Raw genomic sequence first — 19,681 nt, 5'->3', positions numbered from 1 at the left:
TTCTTCAGCTCCAGGATCTCGCCCTGGGCGTCGACCGTGATCTTCTGCGACAGGTCACCCTTCGCCACGGCGGTGGAGACCTGGGAGATGTTGCGCACCTGGCTGGTCAGGTTGCCGGCGAGCTGGTTGACGTTCTCGGTCAGGTCGCGCCAGGTGCCGGAGACGCCGCGCACCTGGGCCTGGCCGCCGAGCTTGCCCTCGATGCCGACCTCACGCGCGACCCGGGTCACCTCGTCGGCGAACGACGACAGCTGGTCCACCATCGTGTTGACGGTGTCCTTCAGCTCCAGAATCTCGCCCTGCGCCGCCACGGTGATCTTCTGCGACAGGTCGCCCCGGGCCACCGCCGTGGAGACCTGCGCGATGTTGCGCACCTGGGCGGTCAGGTTCGACGCCATCGAGTTGACGCTGTCGGTCAGGTCCTTCCACGTGCCGGCCACGTTCGGCACGTCGGCCTGCCCGCCGAGCTTGCCCTCGGTGCCCACCTCGCGGGCCACCCGGGTGACCTGCTCGGCGAAGAGCCGCAGGGTGTCGGTGAGGTAGTTCATGGTGTCGGCCAGCTCGGCGACCTCGCCGCGGGCGCTGACCGTGATCTTCTGCGACAGGTCGCCCTTGGCCACCGCCGTCGCCACCTGGGAGATCGACCGCACCTGGCCGGTCAGGTTCGACGCCATGGTGTTCACCGAGTCGGTGAGGTCCTTCCAGGTGCCGGCGACCCCGCGCACGTCGGCCTGCCCGCCGAGCTTGCCCTCGGTGCCCACCTCCCGGGCGACCCGGGTGACCTCGTTCGAGAAGGACGAGAGCTGGTCGACCATCGTGTTGACCGTGCGGCCGATCCGCAGGTACTCACCGCGCAGCGGCCGGCCGTCGATCTCCAGGGCCATGTGCTGGGAGAGGTCGCCGTCGGCCACCGCGACGATGACCCGGGCGATCTCGGTGGTCGGCCGGCCCAGGTCGTCGATCAGCGAGTTGACCGCCCGCTGCCCCTCGGCCCAGGAGCCGTCCAGGCCCTCGTCGTCCAGGCGCTCGGTGAGCCGGCCGTCCCGGCCGACGATCCGGCTGATCCGCCGCAGGTCGAGGTACTGCCGCTCCTGGAGCGACACGACCTCGTTGAAGGCGTCCGCGACCTCGCCGGCCCGGCCCGCGCGGCGGGGCAGCCGGACCTTCAGGTCGCCCCGACGCACCCGCCGCAGCGCCTCGGTCAGCTCGCCGAGGAGCGCCTCGTGGTCGGGCGCGGACTGGTCCACGGTCGCCGACTGTTTCGTGGTCATCATTCCTCGCTCAGCTCGGGGCCACCGGCTCCTACCGACACCGGCCATCCCACCATTGTGCCCGTGGCCTCGCCCGCACCACGTCCACGCGCCCGACCCACCCCTCCCGGAACCACCCCTGACCGCACCTCGGGGCCGCGACCAAGGGGCCGATCATGCAGTCGTGGTGCCCGACGAAACGGGTCGAACGTCGCCGACCGCCCACCATAAGTGCATGATCGACGAGGCGGGAGGGCGGAGGGCGGGGGCGCGCGTACGGGGATCGGCTTGGCACCCGCGCGGGTGGCGGTGGAGGATACGGGGGTGTCAGCGGAGGCGGGGCCCGCGGCGACCGGGGGCCGAGACGAGCACGTCCGGCGCGTCCGGCTCCCCGCGGACCGCCGTACGCCAGCCGCGGCGCGGGCCCTCGTGCGGTCCGTCCTCACCGAGGCCCACCTGGACGAACTGGCCAACGAGGCCATGCTGCTCACCACCGAACTCTCCACCAACGCGGTGGAGCACGCCCGCACCGAGCTGGACGTCGAGGTGGTCGCCGACCCGGTCGGGATCACCGTCACCGTGTCCGACTTCGCCGCCGGCCCGGTGGAGGAGCTGACCGTCGGGGTACGCAACGACGCCACCGACATCGACGAGGTCTCCGAGCGCGGCCGGGGGCTGCTGCTGGTCGACCACTTCGCCAGCCGCTGGGGCACCACCTACCTGCCCACCGGCAAGGGGGTGTGGTTCCGGCTGGACCTGCCCGGCCGGGCCACGGTCGTCCGGCACCCCGGGGTGCCCGCCGCGGCGACCGCCGGGGGCGGCGCACCGGCGACCCCGGAGAGTTCCGCGCCGAGCGCCGGGGCCATGAGCGAGCTGATGCAGACCACCCCCGACCCGTACGCCGAGGACCCGCTGCCCGACTTCGCGACCAGCCTGCTCACCCGGGTGGCGGAGATGGTCGGCGCGGCGGGCGGGGTCGTGCGGCTGGACCGGGGCGACGGGCAGGGCACCCAGGTGCTGGCCCGGTACGGCCGCCAACCCCGGCCCGGCAACGAGCTGCTCCGGGTGGCGCTGGCCGTGCACCGGCCGTACGCCGGCGAACTGGAGCTGGACGCGGCGCCGTCGGCGTACGCGCGACCGCTGGCCGTGCTGATGGCCGAGCGGCTCTCGCTGCACCTGGAGAACGACCGGCTGCGCCGGGCGGACGTCCGCCGGCAGGCCTGGCTGACCTTCCTCGCCGAGGCGAGCGAGCTGCTCGCGCAGTCGCTGGACGTCGAGTTGACCATGGCGCTCGTCCCCCAGCTCGTGGTGCCCAGGCTCGGGCAGTGGTGCGCGGTGCACACGACCGACGAGTGGGGCCGGCTCCGCCTGGCGGCGGCCAGCCACGCCGACGAGTCGGTGCTGCCCCAGCTGCACCAGGTGCTCGCGGAGACCGGCCCGGACTCGGTCCAGGCCCGGCTGCGCGAGGCGTCCCGCAACGGCACCCAGATGCCGCTCGGCGCGCCGATGGAGGGCTTCGCCGTCCCGTTGATCGCGCGGGGGCAGCGGCTGGGCACGCTGGCCGTCGGCCGGCACCAGCGCCACCGGCACGACCCGGACGAGGTCGCCGTGCTGGAGGACGTCGCCCGGCGGGCGGCGCTGGCGATCGAGAACGCCCGGATCCACGCCGAGCGCCGGCGCGTCGCGCACACCCTCCAGCAGTCGCTGCTGCCGCCGGTGCTGCCCGTGGTCGAGGGCATCGGTTTCGCCGCCGAGTACGTCCCGACCGGCGGCGACGTCGACGTCGGCGGCGACTTCTACGACGTGGTGCCCCTGCCGGACGGCCGCTGGCTGGTGGTGATCGGCGACGTCTCGGGCAAGGGAGTGCAGGCGGCGACGGTCACCGGCCTGGTCCGCGACGTCATCCGGGTGCTGGTGGGCGACGGTAAGCCGCTGCCGGAGGCGCTGGCCCGGGTCAACGAGACGCTGTTCGAGCGGGGCGGCGGGCGCTACTGCACGCTGGCCCTGGCGGCGGTCGGCCCCGGCGAAGGCGACCAGCTCGACGTCTCCCTGCACCTCGCCGGCCACGACCGGCCGGTGCTGCTGCCCGCGGGCGGCGGGGCGCGCTTCGTCGGCACCGGGGGCACCGCGCTCGGCCTGCTCGACTCGATCGCCTCCCCGACGGCGGAGGTGCCGCTCGACCCGGGCGACTCACTGGTCTTCTACACCGACGGGGTCACCGAGCGGCGGCGCGGCCGGGAGCTGTTCGGCACCGACCGGCTGCGCGACGCCGCCGCCCCGCTGGCCGGCTACTCGGCCGACGTGATCGCGGCCCGGCTCCGCTCGACGGCGATCGGCTTCTCGACCGAGGCGCCCCGCGACGACATCGCCATCCTGGTGCTCCGCAACGACGCCACCTGAGCGCGGGTGGCAGGACCGGCACGGGTCGCGGCATCGTGCGGCGTCGACGGCACAGGCCGACACGCCGCCATCCGGTCGGACGGCACCGATACGGACGGGCGGTCGAGCGGGCACTTCTTCGGACCAGCCGGCGCCGACCTGCACCGATGGTGGCTGGACTGAGCCGCGCGGCCCCGGCCGCTCCCGCCTCTCGCCCGCTCCCGCCGCGAGCCGCCCGGGCGGTCAGAGGCCGCCGGGCAGGCGGCCAGGGGCGAGGCGGTGGTGCGGGTCGAGGTGCTCCTTGGCCGCGCGCAGCCGGGCCAGCCCGGCCAGCTCGCCCCACAGGTCGACGGCCCGCCGGACGGCCGGCGGCGCGGAGACCACCACGCACCGGCCCTGCCGGGCGAGGAGCACGCCGCGGACGGCGGCCAGGATCGACGCCACCCGGTCGGGCGACATGGCGCCGGGCAGGGCCGCGTGCACCACGCCGAGGCCGGCGGAGCCGCGCACCGGGACGGGCCCTCCGGCGGCGTCGCGCAGCGCGTAGACGGCGGCGTGCAGGTCGGCGATCGGCACCTCGATCCGCAGTGCCGTGTCGCCCGGGCCGAACGGGTAGCGCCGCCACCACTCGGGCGCGGCGTGGCTGGCGGCCGCGCCCGGGCCGAGGAGTGCGACGAGCCGGTCGGCGCGCTCGGCGACGTCCGCCGGACCGCCCTCCAGCAGCACCACCAGCCGCCCGGCACCGGCCGGGCCGCCGCGGACGCGCCCCACCATGGACGGGTGCGCGGCCATCGCGGCGGCCCGGGTGCCCTGGCGCGGCCGGGGTCCCGCGCCGGCCGGCAGGTCCAGCTCGACCGCCGCCGGGTCGAGGCGCGCGGCGAGCACGGTGCGGATCAGGTCGTGCACCTCCAGCGGAGTCCACACCGGTCGGCTGACCCAGATCCGGCCGGCCGGGACGGCCTGCACCCGCAGGGTCGCGGAGACCAGCACGCCGAGCGCCCCCTGCGAGCCGCAGAGCAGCCGGGCCAGCTCCAGCCCGGCGGCGCCGCCCCCGGCGTCGACGAGTTCGCCGTCGGCGTCGAGGTAGCGCACCCGGACGAGCTGGTCGCAGGGGCTGCCGTGGCGGTGCCGCAGCGGTCCCGCCTCGCCGGCGGCGAGCACGCCGCCGAGGGTGGCGCCGGGCGAGGGGGCGTCGAGCGCCAGGCGCTGCCCGGTGCGGTCCAGTGTGGCCTGCACCGCGCGCAACGGCGTGCCCGCCCCGACCTCGGTGGTGGGCGCGCCGACCGGCTCGTGCCCGATCCCGGCGAGCCGGCCGGTGTCGAGCATGATGTCGACCCGGTCGGGGGCGGCCCCCCAGTCGATCTTCGTGCCGGCGCCGCGCGGCACCACCGTCAGGTCGTGCCGGGCGGCGAGCCGCAGCACCTCGGCCGCGGCGTGTGCGCCGCCCGGGACGGCGACCCAGCGGGCCGGGCGGCCGGCCACCTCGTCGGCGGGGCCGGCGAAGCGGGCGAACGGCGGGCCGCAGATCTCCGTCAACCGTCGGGTGATGTCGAGGGCTCCGGGCCGGTCGGTGGAACTCGCTGCAGCCGCCATGCCGGCCATCGTACACATGTTCGAAAGACGTGACGGCGGGTCGCCGTCGAGGCCGCGCGGCGGGCGGCGCGCGGCCGGTAACGTGGCGCCGTGACCACCGAGACCCCCGTACCCACGGCGAAGCGGGTGCCCAGCGAGCGCACCCACCACGGCGACACCGTCGTCGACGAGTACGCCTGGCTCACCGCCAAGGACGATCCGGAGACGATCGCCTACCTGACCGCCGAGAACGCGTACACCGAGGCCCGGACGGCGCATCTCGAAGGGCTGCGCGCCGACCTGTTCGAGGAGATCCGCCGGCGCACCCAGGAGACCGACCTGTCCGTGCCCGGCCGCAAGGGCGGCTACTGGTACTACACCAGGACGGTCGAGGGCCAGCAGTACGGCGTGCAGTGCCGCCGGGCGGTCCGGGACGGCGAGACCGAGCCGCCGGTCAGCACGGACGGCGCGCCGCTCGACGACGAGGAGGTGCTGCTCGACGGCAACCTGCTCGCCGAGGGGCACGACTTCTTCGCGCTCGGCGCGTTCGACGTCAGCCCGGACGGGCGGTGGCTGGCCTACTCCACGGACTTCTCCGGCGACGAGCGGTTCACGCTGCGGGTCAAGGACCTCTCCACCGGTGAGCTGCTGCCCGACGAGGTGCCCGACACGTTCTACGGCACCGCCTGGTCCGCCGACGCCTCCGTGCTGTTCTACGTGACGGTGGACGAGACGTGGCGCCCGAACCGGGTCTGGCGGCACACCCTGGGCACGGCGTCCACCGAGGACGTGGTGGTCTACCAGGAGGACGACGAGCGGTTCTGGGTCGGCGTGGAGCTGACCCGGTCGGAGCGGTTCATCCTCATCGACGTGCACAGCAAGATCACCAGCGAGGTGCTGGTGATCCCGGCCGGCAACCCGACCGGCGCGCCGGCGTCCGTGGCGCCCCGGCGGCAGGGCGTGGAATACACCGTCGAGCACCACGGGCACCGCTTCCTGATCCTGCACAACGACGGCGCGGAGGACTTCGCGCTGGCGTACACCTCGGCGGACGCGCCCGGCGACTGGGTGCCGCTCATCGAGCACTCGCCCGGGACCCGGCTGGAGGCGGTGGACGCCTTCGCCGACCACCTGGTCGTCTCGCTGCGCACCAACGGGCTGACCGGGCTGCGGGTGCTGCCCGTCGGCGGCGGCGACGCGTACGACATCGACTTCCCGGAGCCGCTCTACAGCGTCGGCCTGCAGGGCAACCCGGAGTACCGCACCGGGCAGATCCGGCTGGGCTACACCTCGCTGGTCACGCCCGACTCGGTCTACGACTACGACCTGGTCACCCGGCAGATGGTGCTGCGCCGGCAGAAGCCGGTGAAGCCCGGGCCGGACGGACGGGCGTACGACCCGGCCGACTACGAGCAGCACCGCGACTGGGCACTCGCCGACGACGGGACCCGGGTGCCGATCTCGCTGGTCTGCCGGGCCGGCACGCCGAAGGACGGCTCCGCCCCCTGCGTGATCTACGGCTACGGCTCGTACGAGGCGAGCATGGACCCGTGGTTCTCCGTCGCCCGGCTCTCCCTGCTGGACCGGGGCGTCATCTACGCCGTGGCGCACATCCGGGGCGGCGGCGAGCTGGGCCGCCGCTGGTACGACCAGGGCAAGCTGCTGGCCAAGAAGAACACCTTCACCGACTTCGTCGCCTGCGCCCGGCACCTGGTCAAGGCGGGCTGGACGACGAGCGACCGGCTCGTGGCCCGGGGCGCCTCGGCCGGCGGGCTGCTGATGGGCGCGGTCGCCAACATCGCCCCGGACGCGTTCGCCGGGATCGTCGCGCAGGTGCCCTTCGTGGACGCGCTCACCTCGATCCTCGACCCGTCGCTGCCGCTGACCGTCACCGAGTGGGAGGAGTGGGGCAACCCGCTGGCCGACCCGGAGGTCTACGCCTACATGAAGTCCTACACGCCGTACGAGAACGTGCGGGCGGTGGACTACCCGGCGATCCTCGCGGTGACCAGCCTCAACGACACCCGGGTGCTCTACCACGAGCCGGCGAAGTGGGTCGCCCGGCTGCGGGCGGTCGCCCCGCGGGGCGACTACCTGCTGAAGACTGAGATGGGCGCCGGCCACGGCGGCCCCAGCGGCCGTTACGACTCCTGGCGCGAGGAGGCGTTCGTCAACGCCTGGATCCTCGACCGCCTCGGCCGCGCCTGAGCGGCGTCGGGAAGGGCCCTCGCCGGCGAGGGCCCTTCCCGGCGTCCGTTCAGCCCAGCACGCCCGCCAGCACCGCCGGGTCGACGTTGCCGCCGGTGACGACGGCGACCGTACGACCGGGCGGCAGCTCGGCGGCGCGGAACAGCCGGGCGGCCACGGCCACCGCGCCGCTCGGCTCCACGACCAGGCGGGCGTCCCGCACCAGCCGACCCATCGCGGCGCGGATCTCCTCCTCGGTCACCGTGACGATGCGGTCGAGCCGGGCCCGCAGGTGGGCGAGGGTCAGCTCGGAGGGCGGCAGGCGCAGCCCGTCGGCCATCGTCCGGTAGGTGCGCTCCTCGCCCCACACCACCACCGACCCGGCCGCCAGCGACTCCCGCGCGTCGGCGGCGAGTTCCGGCTCGACGCCGATCACCGTCGCCGCCGGGCGCAACGCCGTGACCGCGGTCGCGACGCCGGAGGAGAGCCCGCCGCCGCCCACGGGCACCAGCACCACGTCGACGTCGGGCAGGTCCTCGACGATCTCCAGCCCGACCGTGCCCTGCCCGGCGACGATCCGCCGGTCGTCGAACGGCGGCACCAGCACCGCGCCCGTGGTCGCCGCGATGCGTTCCGCCTCCGGGCCGCGCTGCGGGGGCGGCACCAGCAGCACCTCGACGCCCAGCGCCCGGATCCGGTCCACCTTCGCCGCCGGGGCGCCCTCGGGCACCACGATCCGGCACGGCACGCCGGCCGCGCGGGCCGCGTACGCCAGCGCCAGGCCGTGGTTGCCCGAGGAGTGGGTGACCACGCCGCGCGCCCGCTCCTCGGGCGTCAGCCGGGCGACCGCGTGGGTCGCGCCGCGCAGCTTGAAGGATCCCACCGGTTGCAGGCTCTCCGGTTTGAGCCACAGCTCCGCGTCCCAACCGGTCCGCAGCAGCGGGGTACGCACCACGGTGCCCGCGATGTCGGCGGCGGCGTTCCGGACGTCGGTGATCGAGACCAGCTCCATCGCCCCATCCTGCCCGAGCCGGGGGACGCCGACAGTCCCGTGTCGTTCCGGTCCGGGCGGCGGTGACGGCGGTGACGGCCCCTAGACTGCCGGGGTGACCGGGGGCGACGGGGTGGACGGCGACGAGCCGGCCGGGGACGTACCGGCGGCGGGGTGGCGGGCGGCGGCGCGCGACCGGCGTGTCTGGGCGATCCTCGCGGTGGTCGCGTTCCTGCTGGTGTGCTGCTGTTCCGCCGCCGCCGGGACGCTGCTCGCGCTCGCCACCGGCCTGCTCGCCGTCTGAGACGGGGGCGGCCAACGGGCGGTGGATCGCGGCCTCAGGTCGCGCGCAGCTCCTCCACGGCCGTGCCCGCGCGCAGGAAGAGCAGGCCGACGCCGACCGTCACCAGCACCCCCGCCAGGGCGCCGGCCCCGAGCAGGGCCAGCTGTTCCAGCGGTACGTCGGGCGGCACGGTCACCTCCGGCATCTCCACGACCCGGGTGTGGCGCGCCCGGGTGGCGGGGTCGGCGCAGAGCTGCGCGGTGGCGTCGCAGACCTCGTCGTAGTGAATTGCGGTCGGCGCGCGGAAGAGCCCCCGGGCCAGCAACAGGCCCACGGCGAGCGCGACGGCCACCGCCGGCACGGCCGGGGCCAGCGACTGCCAGGCGATGGACCGGCCGAGCGTGGACCGGGGCACCCCGGTCGCCACCAGGGCCGCGTACGCGCGCCGCCGGGCGGTGATCCCCTCCACCACCGCGACGACCAGCCCACCGGCGGCGACCACCATGGCGACCGCCACCGCCAGGTCCACCAGGTCCATGGTCCGCAGGTAGAAGTCGCCGCCCACCATCCCGGACCCGGTTCGCCGGCTGAGCTCGGCCGACGCCACGAAGTACTCCCGCAGCCCGGCCGCGCCCGCGCCGAGGAGCGCCGCCGCCAGCAGGGCGGCGAAGGTGCGGCTGCCCGCCCACGGGTCGGCCATCAGCCGGCGGGCGGCGAGCAGCGCGGCCGGCCCCCGGGCGTAGCGGTGCAGCGCCCGCCCGGCCATCCAGGAGATCCAGCCGGTGCCGACGACCACCCCGATCATCGCGGCCAGCCCGCCGCCGACGAGCAGCGCCGGCACCAGCCACGACGGTCCGTCGGCGCCGCGCCGGACGTACCAGCGGGTGACCGGTTCGACGGCGAGGAAGGCGGCCAGCCCCGCGCCGATGAGGACGCCCGCCCAGGGTCGGGGGCCGCGTTCCCGGCGGTGCGTACGCAGCACGCCGAACGGGGTCGTGCTCACCCGGCGCAGCATCAGCGCGGTGGCCAGCGCCGCCACGACCGGCAGCCCCGCCAGCACCGCCGCCAACACGCCCGCCGGGGGCAGCACGTCGGTGGGGAGGACGAGCCGGCCCCGGGCGTCGGGCCGGTCGAACAGCTCCCGGCCGGCGAAGTAGACCGCCGCGCCGGCCAGCGTGCCGAGCAGGCTCGCCAGGCCGGTCTCCAGCACGGCGATCCGGGTCACCTGGCCCGGGGTGGCGCCGGCCAGCCGGAACGCGGCCAGCCGGCGGTCCCGCGCCGGGGCGCCGAGCCGGGCGCACTGCCCGGCCAACGCCAGCACGGGAACCATGAGCAGCAGCAGGGCGAAGGCCGTGCCGCCGCGCAGCCCCGGCTCGACGAGCAGCTGGTTGGCGTACTGCTGGGACCAGCGGTTGCCGTTGCCGTCGGTGGCGGGCGGGGTGGGGATGGCCAGCACGGTGAGCGCGGCCAGGGCGGCGAGGGTGGCCAGGGCGGCGCTGAGCGCGGTCAGCGCCACCCGGACGGTGTCGGTGCGGGTGCCGGCCAGGGCGAGGCGTACCAGCGTCGACGGTCTCACCGGCGGCTGCCCGGCAGCGGGGTGCCGAGGCCGAGCCCGGTGTGGTCGACCCTGCCGTCGCGGAGGATGACCTCGCGGTCGGCGTACGCGGCGATCTGCGGCTCGTGGGTGACCAGGACGACCGTGGTCCGCTGCTCGCGGGCGAGCCGGACCAGTTGGACGAGCACCTGCTCGCCGGTGAGCGTGTCCAGCGCGCCGGTGGGCTCGTCGGCGAAGAGCACCCGGGGCTCGGTGACCAGCGCCCGCGCCATCGCGCAGCGCTGCTGCTGGCCGCCGGACATCTCGCCCGGCCGGACGTCGGCCAGGTCGGCCACGCCGAGCCGGTCCATCCAGGACAGCGCCGCCGTCCGCGCCTCCCGCCGCCCGGTGCCGGCGAGGAGCAGCGGAAGGGCGACGTTCTCGGCGGCGGTCAGCTCGGCGACGAGCTGGCCGAACTGGAAGAGCACCCCGAACTCGGTGCGCCGCAGCCTGGACCGTGCCGCATCGGACCAGGTGTCGATCCGGTGCCCGTTCCAGCTCACCTCGCCGGCGTCCGGGCGCAGGATGCCGGCGAGGCAGTGCAGCAGGGTGGACTTGCCGCAGCCGCTCGGGCCGGTGACGGCGACGATCTCCCCCTCGGCGACGTCGAGCGTGACGCCGCGCAGCGCGGGTGTCCGCCCGTAGGCCTTGACCACGCCGCGAGCCTGAAGTTGCGTCACGAGTGCACCTCCCGGTGCCAGTCGGCGACCCGGCCCAGGGTGGTCTGCAACCACCGCAGGTCGGCGTCGAGATGGGCGATGGCGAAGTCGGCCGCGATGATGTCGTCGAGGCTGGCCGAGGGCGTCGTCTTCACCGCGGTCAGCTCGCGCAGCCGCTCGGTGTGGGCCTGCCGCTGGGCGACGAGGTAGGCCCGGGCCCGGTCCGCGTCGGCCACCAGCAGCGCCACGACCACCTTGGCGAAGAGCGTGCTGGCGACGTACGGCATCGGCGGCTCGACCTCGGCGAGCCACCGCTCCAGTGCGGCCCGGCCGTCGGCGGTCAGCGAGTACGCGGTGCGGTCGGGACCGCCTTCGCGTTCCTGCCCGGCGGGTGCCACCAGGCCGTCCCGCTGCAACCGGCCGAGGGTCGAGTAGACCTGCCCGAAGGCCAGTGGCCGGGCGCGGGGCAGTCGCTCGTCGTGGGCGTGCTTCAGCTCGTAGCCGTGCCGGTTGCCGGCGGCCAGCAGGCCCAGCAACACGTGCGGTGTGGACACGGCGCCACTATTCACCCGGTGAATAGTGACTGTCAAGGAGGCCCGCGCGGCGGGGGTGCCGCGCGGGCCTGTGGCGCTTCGGGCTCAGGCGCCCGCCGACCAGCCCGGGTCCCGGCCGGTCAGGGCGAGCAGACGGTCGATCTCCGGGGCGTCCGACGAGGAGGTCCCCACCGGCTCCGCGAAGACGCCCTGCTTCCGGGCCATCGGCCCCATCTGCTCGCACAGGGCGTACAGCGGGGGCAACGCCTCGGGCGCGGGGCGGAACGGCTGCCCGGTGGCGACGGCCAGGTCCCAGGCGTGCACCGTCAGGTCGAGCAGCACCATGGTGCCGACCGTCTCCTGCGGCAGCCCCATCCCGGGCGAGACGCCCTCCAGCGCGGCCGGGTCCGACCACGCCTCGACCAGTTTCGTGGCCTCCTCCCCGAACCGGTCCCGCCAGCCCTCGGCCAGGTGGTCGGGCCTCTCCGCCCACTCCGGCTGTTCCTTGCCGGCGAGGGCCTGGAAGTTGACCACCACGTCGTAGAGGTGGTTGAGCAGGTCGCGCACCGCGTATTCGCTGCACGGGGTCGGCAGGTCCAGTTGGTCGTCCGAGACCCCCCGGACCACCGCGGCGGCACGGGGCGCCGCGGCTGACAGGAGGTTGCTGATCTCTGTGGCCATGGGGATCAGCGTACGAGAAGGGACACCCGAGCGGGAACCGGCAGCGATGCGGGCGATCACGCGCTGGTGACGGAGTTCCGGGACCACGCGGGGGTCAGTTGCGGCGCAGCGCCACCACGGCGACGTCGTCATGGATCTCCGCCGGGGCCAGCTCGACCAGGAGCCGTTCGCAGAACCGGTCCAGGTCGTCCTCGACCCGGTTGGCGGCCACGGCCAGGGCGGCCAGCCCGTCGTCGATCGTGGTGTCCCGCCGCTCGATCAGCCCGTCGGTGTAGAACACCAGCGTCGCCCCGGCCGGCAGCACGAACTCCAGGTCGGGCGGCCGGGGGGCGCGGACCCCGAGCAGCGGGGCCGAGTGCTGCACGAACTCCACCTTGCCGTCCAGGCTGAGCAGCGGCGGCAGGTGCCCGGCGCTGGCCAGCCGCACCCGGCCGCTGGGCGGGTGCAGCAGCAGCACGCAGATCGTGGCCAGCTCGTTGGGGAGCAGGGTACGCATGAGTTCGTTGACCCGGTCCAGGATCTCGCCCGGCTGGTGCCCCTCCACCGCGTACGCCCGCACCGCGTGCCGCAGCTCGGCCATCACCGTCGCGGCGTGCAGCGAGTGGCCGGCCACGTCGCCGATCGCCAGCAGCAGGTGACCGTCGAGCATCACCAGCTCGTAGAAGTCGCCCCCCACCTCGGTCTGCGCGCTCGCCGGCTCGTACCGGACGGCCATGTCGAGCCCGTTGACCTGCGGTATCCGGCGGGGCAGCAGGCTGCGCTGGAGGGTGACCGCGATGCGGTGCTCCTCGTCGAAGGAGCGCTGCGCCTCCACGGCCGCCGCAACGGCCTGCGCGAGCTGCCGCAGCACCGGGGTGCGGGCGGTCTGCGTGGCGGTGGGCACCACGACGTAGAGCGGCGCGCGGTCCTCGCGCAGCCGGGTGGCGGCCACCGTGACCGTGTCGTCCGCCGGCCACTCGACCAAGCCCCAGGCGGCCGGCTCGTCCACCCGGACCGTCGTCCCGGTGGGCACCCCGGTGTCGTCGACGATCCACGGGACGATCGTGGGCGTGCCGCCGGGGCCGTCCGCGATCCCGGCGAGGCAGTCGCCCTCGAACGTCTCGGCGACCACGGCGGCCGGGCTCTTGAAGATCTGCGCGGCGCCGGCCGCCGCCGCCTCCAGCAGCCGCGCGAAGTTCGGGGCGGAGTGCACCGCCACGGTGGTGTCGGCCAGCCTGAGCAGCCGTTCGGCGAGCAGCTCCGCGCGTTGCCGGGCCCGGTAGTAGCGCAGCACCGCGTGGGAGGTCGCGACCAATTCCTCCGGCTCGATCGGCTCGGCCAGGTACGCGTCCGCGCCCCGGGTCAGCCCCTGCGCCCGGTCCACCACGTCCACCGCGTGCGCGGACACGTGGATCACCGGCATCGCCGGGTGCGCCGCCTTGATCCGTTCGCACACCTCGAACCCGTTGATGTCGGGCAGCCGCACGTCGAGCACGACGAGGTCGATCGGGTCCACCCCGACCCGGGTCAGCGCCTCGGCGCCGTTCTCGGCCTCCAGCACGGTGAAGCCCGCCCGGGAGAGCCAGCTGACCAGGAGGTAGCGCTTGGTGGGGCTGTCGTCGACCACCAGCACCGTCGCCGGGCCACCCTCCACGTCACGCTCCTCCCACGGGCAGGGTGACCGTGAACGTGCTGCCCCGGCCCGGCTCGCTGGACACCATCAGGGTGCCACCGAGCAGGGTCACCAGCCGCCGCGCGTACGGCAGCCCGAGGCCCGTGCCGCCGACCCGGGTCGCGCCCGGCACCTGGTAGAACTCCTCGAAGACCCGCTCCTGCAGCTCCGGGGGAATGCCCGCGCCGGTGTCGGAGACGACGAGCGACCAGCGCTCGTCCCGCCGTTCCGCCCGCAGCCGGACCTCCCCGCGCTCGGTGAACTTGAGCCCGTTGTGCAGGAGGTTGCGCAGGACCTGGGCGAGCAGCACCTCGTCCGTACGCAGCGTCGCCGGAACGGGCGGCTCCTCGACCACCAGCTCCACGTAGGGCCGGGTGGCCAGGGCCCGTAGCGTGCCGCGCAACTGACCGAAGACCGGCCGCAGGTCGACCTCGGCCCAGTCGGGATCGATCCGGCCCGACTCGGCCTTGGCCAGGTCGAGCAGCTCGTTCACGAGCGTGAGGAGGTCACCCGCCGAGGAGCGGATCAGCCCGACCTGGCGGGCCTGCTCGGCGGTGAGCGGGTCGGAGGCGGAGTCGCCGAGCAGCCGGCCCAGGCCCATGATCGCGGTGACCGGCGCCCGCAGCTCGTGGCTGACGTTCGCCAGGAAGCGGCTCTTCGACTCGCTGGCCGCGCGCAGCTGGGCGGACTTCTCGTCCAGCTCGGCGTAGAGGGCCACCACGCCGCGGTTGGTCTCCTCCAGCTCCTCGGTGAGCTGGTTGTAGAGCGCCATCACCCCGCGGTTGGTCTCGGCCAGCTCCTCGTTCAGGACGGCCAGCTCGTCGCGCTGGGTGCGTACCTCGTCGAGGGCGGCGATCAGTTGCGCATTCTGGGCGGCCAGCTCGTCCAGGGCGCTGCCCGGGGCGTTCCGGTCGAGCTCGGAGCGCAGCTCGGCGAGACGCTCGGGGGTCAGCACCTCTACGGTGACCGGGACACGTCGGGACATCCTCACGACCGTAACCCCCTCCCGGGTCACCACGCCCAACTTGTCCACCAACCGCGCCACGGCGCCGGACTGCGGCTCGTAGCGCCCACCGGGCAGCGGGCGCACCGGGACGAGGTCCACCCGCAGGTGGCGCCTGCCGTCGACGACGTCATCGACGAGGAAGAATGCCACCTCCGCCCCGCCGACCGCGTGCAGCAGGTCGCGGGCGACCTCGCTGAGCGCAGTGGCGATACGTACCTGGTCCTGGTGCTCCAGGCCCACCGCGGCGGCGACCTCACGGCCCCGCTGCCGGACGACGAAGATGTCGTGTTCGACCCGGAGCGCCATCGTCAGCAGCGGCGCTCCGGTGGGTCCGGTCACGACCATGCCCGGACGGCCAGGACGCAGGCGTCGTCGCGGCGCGTGCCGGCGTCACGCAGCACCGTCGCGGCCACCACCAGGGGTGACCGGTCGGCGAGACCGGGATAGTCGGCGAACTGCCAGCGGTCGACCACCCCGTCACTGTGCATGACCAGCAGGGCGTCGGCCTCGAAGGGGTAGTCGTACTGCCGGACCGAGGGGCGCTGGTGCCCGGCGATGCCGGGCAGCGAGACCAGGCCCCGCCGCTTGCCGTCGGCGCCGATCACGGCGGCGGAGATGTTGCCCAGCCCCGAGTAGCGCAGCACCCCGGCCGACGGGTCCGGCTCGGCCACGGCCAGCGCCGCGCCCCGGGTGTGCGACATCGAGCGGTGCAGGTGCGCGACGACCGTCGACGGCGCCCCCGCCGGCGCCTTGCGGAACGCGTCGAGCGCGGCGTCGGTGGCGGCGGAGGCGAGCGGTCCGTGTCCCAGGCCGTCGCAGACCAGCACCTGGCGCCGGCCCTCGACGATCCGCCACGCGTACCCGTCGCCGCTGACCGACTCCCCGGCCAGCGGCCGGCTGAGCGCGCCAACCCAGGGCCGCTCGTGCCCGCCGGGCTTCGGCCAGACCTGTACGGCGAGGACGGTGCCGCGCTCCGGCCGGGAGTAGCCGTCGAACCAGCTGGCCTGTCGGACGATCGCGCCGAGGCCGATGCCGAGCGTCCCGACCGTGGAGTGGCCGTCCTGGGAGGAGGCGGTGAGGTCGGCCATCCCCGGCCCGGTGTCGAGGGCGACCAGCTCCACGCCGGCCTCCCCGTCGCGCCGCACCGGCCGCAGCAGCAGGACACCGTCGTCGGCGTGCTTGACCAGGTTGCTGGTCAGCTCGGCGGCGACGATGGCCAGGTCGGCGGTACGGGCGTCGCCCAGGTCGAGCTGGGCGCCGAGCCGTTCGGCGGCCCGACGCACCGTGCTGGCCGCGCTGCCGCTCTCGACCCGGTACCAGACGCCGCGGTCGGGGACCACGTCGTCGTTCACCGGGACCACTTGGTGACCGTGATCCGGGTTCCCTCACCCGCGGCGGTCTGGATGTCGAACTCGTCGACCAGCCGGCGGGCGCCGCTGAGCCCGAGGCCGAGCCCGCCGCCGGTGGTGTAGCCGTCGGTCAGCGCCAGGTCGAGGTCGGCGATGCCCGGGCCGGAGTCGGCGAAGACGATCCGCACGCCCCGCCGCCGGCCGTTGTCCACCATGGTCACCTCGACCGTGCCGCCGCCGCCGTACACCAGGGTGTTGCGGGCCAGTTCGCTCGCCGCAGTGACGATCTTGGTCTGGTCGACCAGCGAGAGCTTGACCGCCACCGACACCGTACGCACCAACTGCCGGACGCGTACCACGTCCTCGTCGCTGCGGATCGCCTGCGCCTGCGGCTGGCCCAGGTCGACTCCGGCGGTCATGACAACGCCGTCGTCTCGGCGTCCGGTTCGTCGTCGAACGCGAGCTCGTGCTCGTCGGCGTGGGCCGCCGCAATCAACTCCATGCCCCGCTCGACGTTGAGCGCCGTCCGGATGCCGTTGAGCGACAGGCCCAGCTCGACCAGGGTGATGGCGACGGCGGGACGCATCCCGACCACCACCGTCTCCGCGTCGAGCACCTTGGAGATCGACGCGATGGTCGACAGCATCCGCCCCACGAAGGAGTCGACGATGTCCAGGGCGGTGATGTCGATGATCACGCCGTGGCAGCCGGTGGCGACGATCCGCTCCGCGAGGTCCTCCTGGAGCTGGACGGCCGTCTGGTCGGACATGTCGACCTGGATGGAGACCAGCAGGATGTCGCCGATCTTGAGGATCGGCACCCGCTCCATCAGACCTCCCGGCGCTGGCGGCGCCCGGTCTCGACGCCGGTGAGCCGGAGCACGTGCCGCAGCGCGTCGGCGAGACTGGCCTTGGTGGCGATGTCGCCGAACTCGATGCCCAGGGCCACGATGGTCTGCGCGATCTGCGGCCGGATGCCGGAGATGATGCAGTCGGCGCCCATCAGCCGGGCGGCCACCACGGTCTTGAGGATGTGCTGGGCGACCTGGGTGTCCACCGCCGGCACGCCGGTGATGTCGATGATCGCGTAGGGCGAGCCGGTGTCGACCAGGGTCTGGAGCAGCCGCTCCATCACCACCTGGGCCCGGGCCGAATCGAGGGTGCCGACCAGCGGCACGGCGACCACGCCCTCCCAGAGCTTCACCACCGGGGTGGACAGCTCCAGCAGCTGCTCCGCCTGGTCGGCGATGAGGCTCTCGCGGGTGCGTACGAAGCTCTCGAAGGTGAACAGGCCCATCTGGTCGATCAGGCCGGAGAAGGCGACGTAGTCGCGGAGCGTGTCGGCGCCGCCCTCGGCCTCCATCAGCTCCAGCAGCACCTCCTTGAGCGAGAACACGCTGACCGCGGTCTCGGAGGCGGAGAAGCCCTGGCGGGCGCGCCCCCGGGACAGCTCGGAGAGCACGGCGCGCAGCTCGGTGGCCTGCTCGGAGTCAAGGTCCACAGCCCCCTGCTCACTGGCAGTGATCATGCTAGAGTGCAGCTCCTGCATCTGCCGACGCAGTTCGCCCTGACTGAGTCGCCCGCGCAGTGACCCGGCGGCGATCTCCGTCCAGCGCTGTATGATGCGCTCGGCGTGACCGGTCAGCAGACCGGCCAGCCGGCCGCTTTCCTCGGCGCTCAACGCCATGGTGAACCCCCTTCGACCTCGACGGCGGACTCTATCACCGGAGGCCGGAGCGCTACTTGTCGCAGGGCAAACGAATGAGGACGGCCACCGGATACCGCCTCCCGTTCTGCGTACCACCCCGATCGTGGGATACCGTTTCCCCGATAACAGGAGGTCTGGCGAATGTCCTTGACGGTGCACACGGAACAACGCGGCGACGTGGTCGTCGTATCGGTCGCGGGCGAGCTGGACATGGCGACCGCACCGCAGCTACAGGACCAGATCACCGACCTGCTGGACAAGGGCCGCAGCCGGCTCGTCTTCGACCTGGCGAACGTCTCGTTCTGCGACTCCACGGGGCTGTCGGTGTTCGTCCGGGCCAAGAACAGCTGCGACGAGGCCGGCGGCGTGGTACGACTGGCCGCCCCGCAGCGCGGCGTGCTGCGCATCCTCGAGGTGAGCGGCCTCGTCGAGGTGCTGCACACCTACCCGACGGTCGACCAGGCCGTGGCCGGCGACCCCACGCCGGCCACCTCCTGACGACCGCTCCTCACGCCTCGTCCTCGATGTACCGGGGACGGGCGATCACCATGCCCGCGCCGGTCTGCACGGCGAGCGCCGCCAGCAGGAACCCGATCGGGACGGTCCAGCCGCCGGTCGTCGCGTAGAGGATGCCCACCAGCAGCGGCCCCAGCGCGGCGATGAGGTAGCCGACGCTCTGGCTGAAGGCGGAGAGCGCCACCGTTCCCTCGGTGGTCCGCGCGCGCAGCCCGATGGTCGCCAGGATCATCGGGAAGGCGCTCTGCCCGATCGCGAGCAGCACCACCCAGAGCAGCGCCCCGTCGTGCGGCGCGACGGCCATCCCGACGTAGGCGACGGCCATCGCGGCGGAGAGCGTCAGCACCAGCGGGTGCAGGGTGCGCAGCCGCCCGGCCAGGGTCGGCATCAGCAGGGCGATCGGCACGCCCAGCGCCGTCACCCCGGCGAGCAGCAGGCCGGCGTCCTGCGGCCGGTAGCCGGCGTCGCGGAAGAGCTGGGCCAGCCAGCCCATGATCGCGTAGGCGCCCAGCGACTGCGTCCCGAAGTAGACCGCCATCGCCCAGCCGAGCCGGGTCCGCCCGGGCTGGATGCGGCGGGGGCGGGGCGCCACCGCCGCCGGGGTCGCCGCCCGTCGGGCCGCGCGCGCCCGCAGCGCCAGCGGCACCCACGGGAGTACGGCCACCAGGGCCAGCCCGGCCCACACGGCGAGCCCGGCCCGCCAGGTGCCGAAGAGGTGCGCGACCGGCACCGCCGCCGCGGCGGCCACCGTCGCGCCCACCGTCAACGTCATCGAGTACGCCCCGGTGACCAGCCCGATGCGGTGCGGGAAGTACTGCTTGACCAGGAGCGGGAGCAGGACGTTCGCCACCGCGATCCCGGCCAGCGCGAGGGCGCTGCCGGCGATGAAGACCAGCGCGGAGTCCGTACCGACCCGGACGAGCTGCCCGGCGGCGAGGATCAGCATCGCCACCACCAGCACCCGGGCCGGGGAGTTCTTGCGGACCAGCCGGGGGGTGAGTGACCCGAAGACGGCGAAGGCCACCGCGGGCAGGGTGGTCACGACCCCGGCCAGCGCCCCGGATAGGGCCAGGCCGCCGCGTACCTCGTCGAGCAGGGCGCCGAGGCTGGTGATCGCGGCCCGCAGGTTGAGCGCCACGAGCAGCATGCCGACGAGCACGAGCAGGCCACCGGCGACCGGACCGGCCGGCGCGTCGGCGCGGGACGACCGGAGGGCGGCACCCGGCGAGGCACCGGCGTCGGCGTCGACGAGGGCGGCCGGGGCGGCGGCGGTTGGCGGGGTCATGCGTCCGAACCTACAATCATGGGATGAATTTCGGGCAG

The 19,681-nt window shown here is 74.4% G+C and carries 18 protein-coding genes; 4 read left to right on the top strand and 14 right to left on the bottom strand.

Annotated elements, in window-relative coordinates; all coding sequences use genetic code 11:
- Positions 1-1,274 (bottom strand): HAMP domain-containing protein (locus ACFHW0_RS24000; protein WP_416611021.1); only part of this gene is annotated, 1,274 nt, incomplete at its 3' end.
- Between the two features lie 300 nt (positions 1,275-1,574).
- On the opposite strand from ACFHW0_RS24000, the gene ACFHW0_RS23995 reads away from it, so the two are divergent.
- Positions 1,575-3,650, top strand: a complete 2,076-nt coding sequence (locus ACFHW0_RS23995; protein ID WP_416611019.1) for a SpoIIE family protein phosphatase — start codon at positions 1,575-1,577, stop codon at positions 3,648-3,650.
- 222 nt (positions 3,651-3,872) lie between these two features.
- Here the strand turns inward: ACFHW0_RS23995 and ACFHW0_RS23990 are convergent, their stop codons facing one another.
- A complete protein-coding gene (locus ACFHW0_RS23990) occupies positions 3,873-5,222 on the bottom strand; it encodes an FAD-binding oxidoreductase (protein WP_416611017.1) in 1,350 nt (449 codons plus the stop codon).
- A 90-nt stretch (positions 5,223-5,312) separates the two neighbouring features.
- On the opposite strand from ACFHW0_RS23990, the gene ACFHW0_RS23985 reads away from it, so the two are divergent.
- Positions 5,313-7,409, top strand: coding sequence for a S9 family peptidase (locus ACFHW0_RS23985; RefSeq protein WP_416611016.1), 2,097 nt, complete (start codon positions 5,313-5,315; stop codon positions 7,407-7,409).
- A gap of 49 nt (positions 7,410-7,458) precedes the next feature.
- Here the strand turns inward: ACFHW0_RS23985 and ACFHW0_RS23980 are convergent, their stop codons facing one another.
- A complete protein-coding gene (locus ACFHW0_RS23980; RefSeq protein ID WP_416611015.1) occupies positions 7,459-8,400 on the bottom strand; it encodes a threonine ammonia-lyase in 942 nt (313 codons plus the stop codon).
- A 94-nt stretch (positions 8,401-8,494) separates the two neighbouring features.
- On the opposite strand from ACFHW0_RS23980, the gene ACFHW0_RS23975 reads away from it, so the two are divergent.
- A complete protein-coding gene (locus ACFHW0_RS23975) occupies positions 8,495-8,683 on the top strand; it encodes a hypothetical protein (protein ID WP_416611013.1) in 189 nt (62 codons plus the stop codon).
- 34 nt (positions 8,684-8,717) lie between these two features.
- On the opposite strand, the gene ACFHW0_RS23970 is transcribed toward ACFHW0_RS23975, so the two are convergent.
- The 10 genes from ACFHW0_RS23970 to ACFHW0_RS23925 all read right to left on the bottom strand — a co-directional run bounded on the left by ACFHW0_RS23970 (position 8,718) and on the right by ACFHW0_RS23925 (position 17,821).
- Positions 8,718-10,238: an FtsX-like permease family protein gene (locus tag ACFHW0_RS23970; RefSeq protein ID WP_416611011.1), complete on the bottom strand. Its 1,521-nt coding sequence runs from the start codon at positions 10,236-10,238 to the stop codon at positions 8,718-8,720.
- Positions 10,235-10,936 (bottom strand): ABC transporter ATP-binding protein, encoded by a 702-nt coding sequence (locus ACFHW0_RS23965; RefSeq protein WP_416611009.1) that lies wholly within the window; start codon positions 10,934-10,936, stop codon positions 10,235-10,237. The genes ACFHW0_RS23970 and ACFHW0_RS23965 overlap by 4 nt, the downstream gene beginning before the upstream one ends.
- Positions 10,933-11,469, bottom strand: a complete 537-nt coding sequence (locus tag ACFHW0_RS23960) for a PadR family transcriptional regulator (RefSeq protein ID WP_416611007.1) — start codon at positions 11,467-11,469, stop codon at positions 10,933-10,935. The genes ACFHW0_RS23965 and ACFHW0_RS23960 overlap by 4 nt, the downstream gene beginning before the upstream one ends.
- Before the next feature lie 84 nt (positions 11,470-11,553).
- Positions 11,554-12,129, bottom strand: coding sequence for a TIGR03086 family metal-binding protein (locus tag ACFHW0_RS23955; protein ID WP_416611005.1), 576 nt, complete (start codon positions 12,127-12,129; stop codon positions 11,554-11,556).
- 94 nt (positions 12,130-12,223) lie between these two features.
- Positions 12,224-13,762, bottom strand: a complete 1,539-nt coding sequence (locus tag ACFHW0_RS23950; RefSeq protein WP_416611003.1) for a SpoIIE family protein phosphatase — start codon at positions 13,760-13,762, stop codon at positions 12,224-12,226.
- A gap of 1 nt (position 13,763) precedes the next feature.
- The gene (locus tag ACFHW0_RS23945; protein WP_416611001.1) at positions 13,764-15,131 is read right to left on the bottom strand and encodes an ATP-binding protein; all 1,368 of its coding nucleotides are present in this window, start codon (positions 15,129-15,131) and stop codon (positions 13,764-13,766) included.
- Entirely contained in the window at positions 15,122-16,138 is a 1,017-nt protein-coding gene (locus ACFHW0_RS23940) for a SpoIIE family protein phosphatase (RefSeq protein ID WP_416610999.1), read from the bottom strand. The genes ACFHW0_RS23945 and ACFHW0_RS23940 overlap by 10 nt, the downstream gene beginning before the upstream one ends.
- Positions 16,135-16,554: an ATP-binding protein gene (locus tag ACFHW0_RS23935; protein WP_416610998.1), complete on the bottom strand. Its 420-nt coding sequence runs from the start codon at positions 16,552-16,554 to the stop codon at positions 16,135-16,137. The genes ACFHW0_RS23940 and ACFHW0_RS23935 overlap by 4 nt, the downstream gene beginning before the upstream one ends.
- Complete coding sequence (locus ACFHW0_RS23930; RefSeq protein WP_101413704.1) at positions 16,551-16,964, bottom strand: STAS domain-containing protein; 414 nt, start codon at positions 16,962-16,964, stop codon at positions 16,551-16,553. The genes ACFHW0_RS23935 and ACFHW0_RS23930 overlap by 4 nt, the downstream gene beginning before the upstream one ends.
- The gene (locus ACFHW0_RS23925) at positions 16,964-17,821 is read right to left on the bottom strand and encodes an STAS domain-containing protein (protein ID WP_416610995.1); all 858 of its coding nucleotides are present in this window, start codon (positions 17,819-17,821) and stop codon (positions 16,964-16,966) included. The genes ACFHW0_RS23930 and ACFHW0_RS23925 overlap by 1 nt, the downstream gene beginning before the upstream one ends.
- A gap of 162 nt (positions 17,822-17,983) precedes the next feature.
- On the opposite strand from ACFHW0_RS23925, the gene ACFHW0_RS23920 reads away from it, so the two are divergent.
- A complete protein-coding gene (locus ACFHW0_RS23920; RefSeq protein ID WP_091624489.1) occupies positions 17,984-18,340 on the top strand; it encodes an STAS domain-containing protein in 357 nt (118 codons plus the stop codon).
- 10 nt (positions 18,341-18,350) lie between these two features.
- Here the strand turns inward: ACFHW0_RS23920 and ACFHW0_RS23915 are convergent, their stop codons facing one another.
- On the bottom strand, positions 18,351-19,643 hold the full coding sequence (locus ACFHW0_RS23915) for an MFS transporter (RefSeq protein ID WP_416610993.1): 1,293 nt from the start codon (positions 19,641-19,643) through the stop codon (positions 18,351-18,353).
- Positions 19,644-19,681: the final 38 nt, after the last annotated feature.

Origin of the sequence: Micromonospora sp. LOL_025, from assembly GCF_048060285.1 — a bacterium.
GTDB lineage: Bacteria > Actinomycetota > Actinomycetes > Mycobacteriales > Micromonosporaceae > Micromonospora.
Note: the sequence above shows the minus strand (reverse complement) of the source record. Positions and strands in the feature narration are given on the sequence as shown.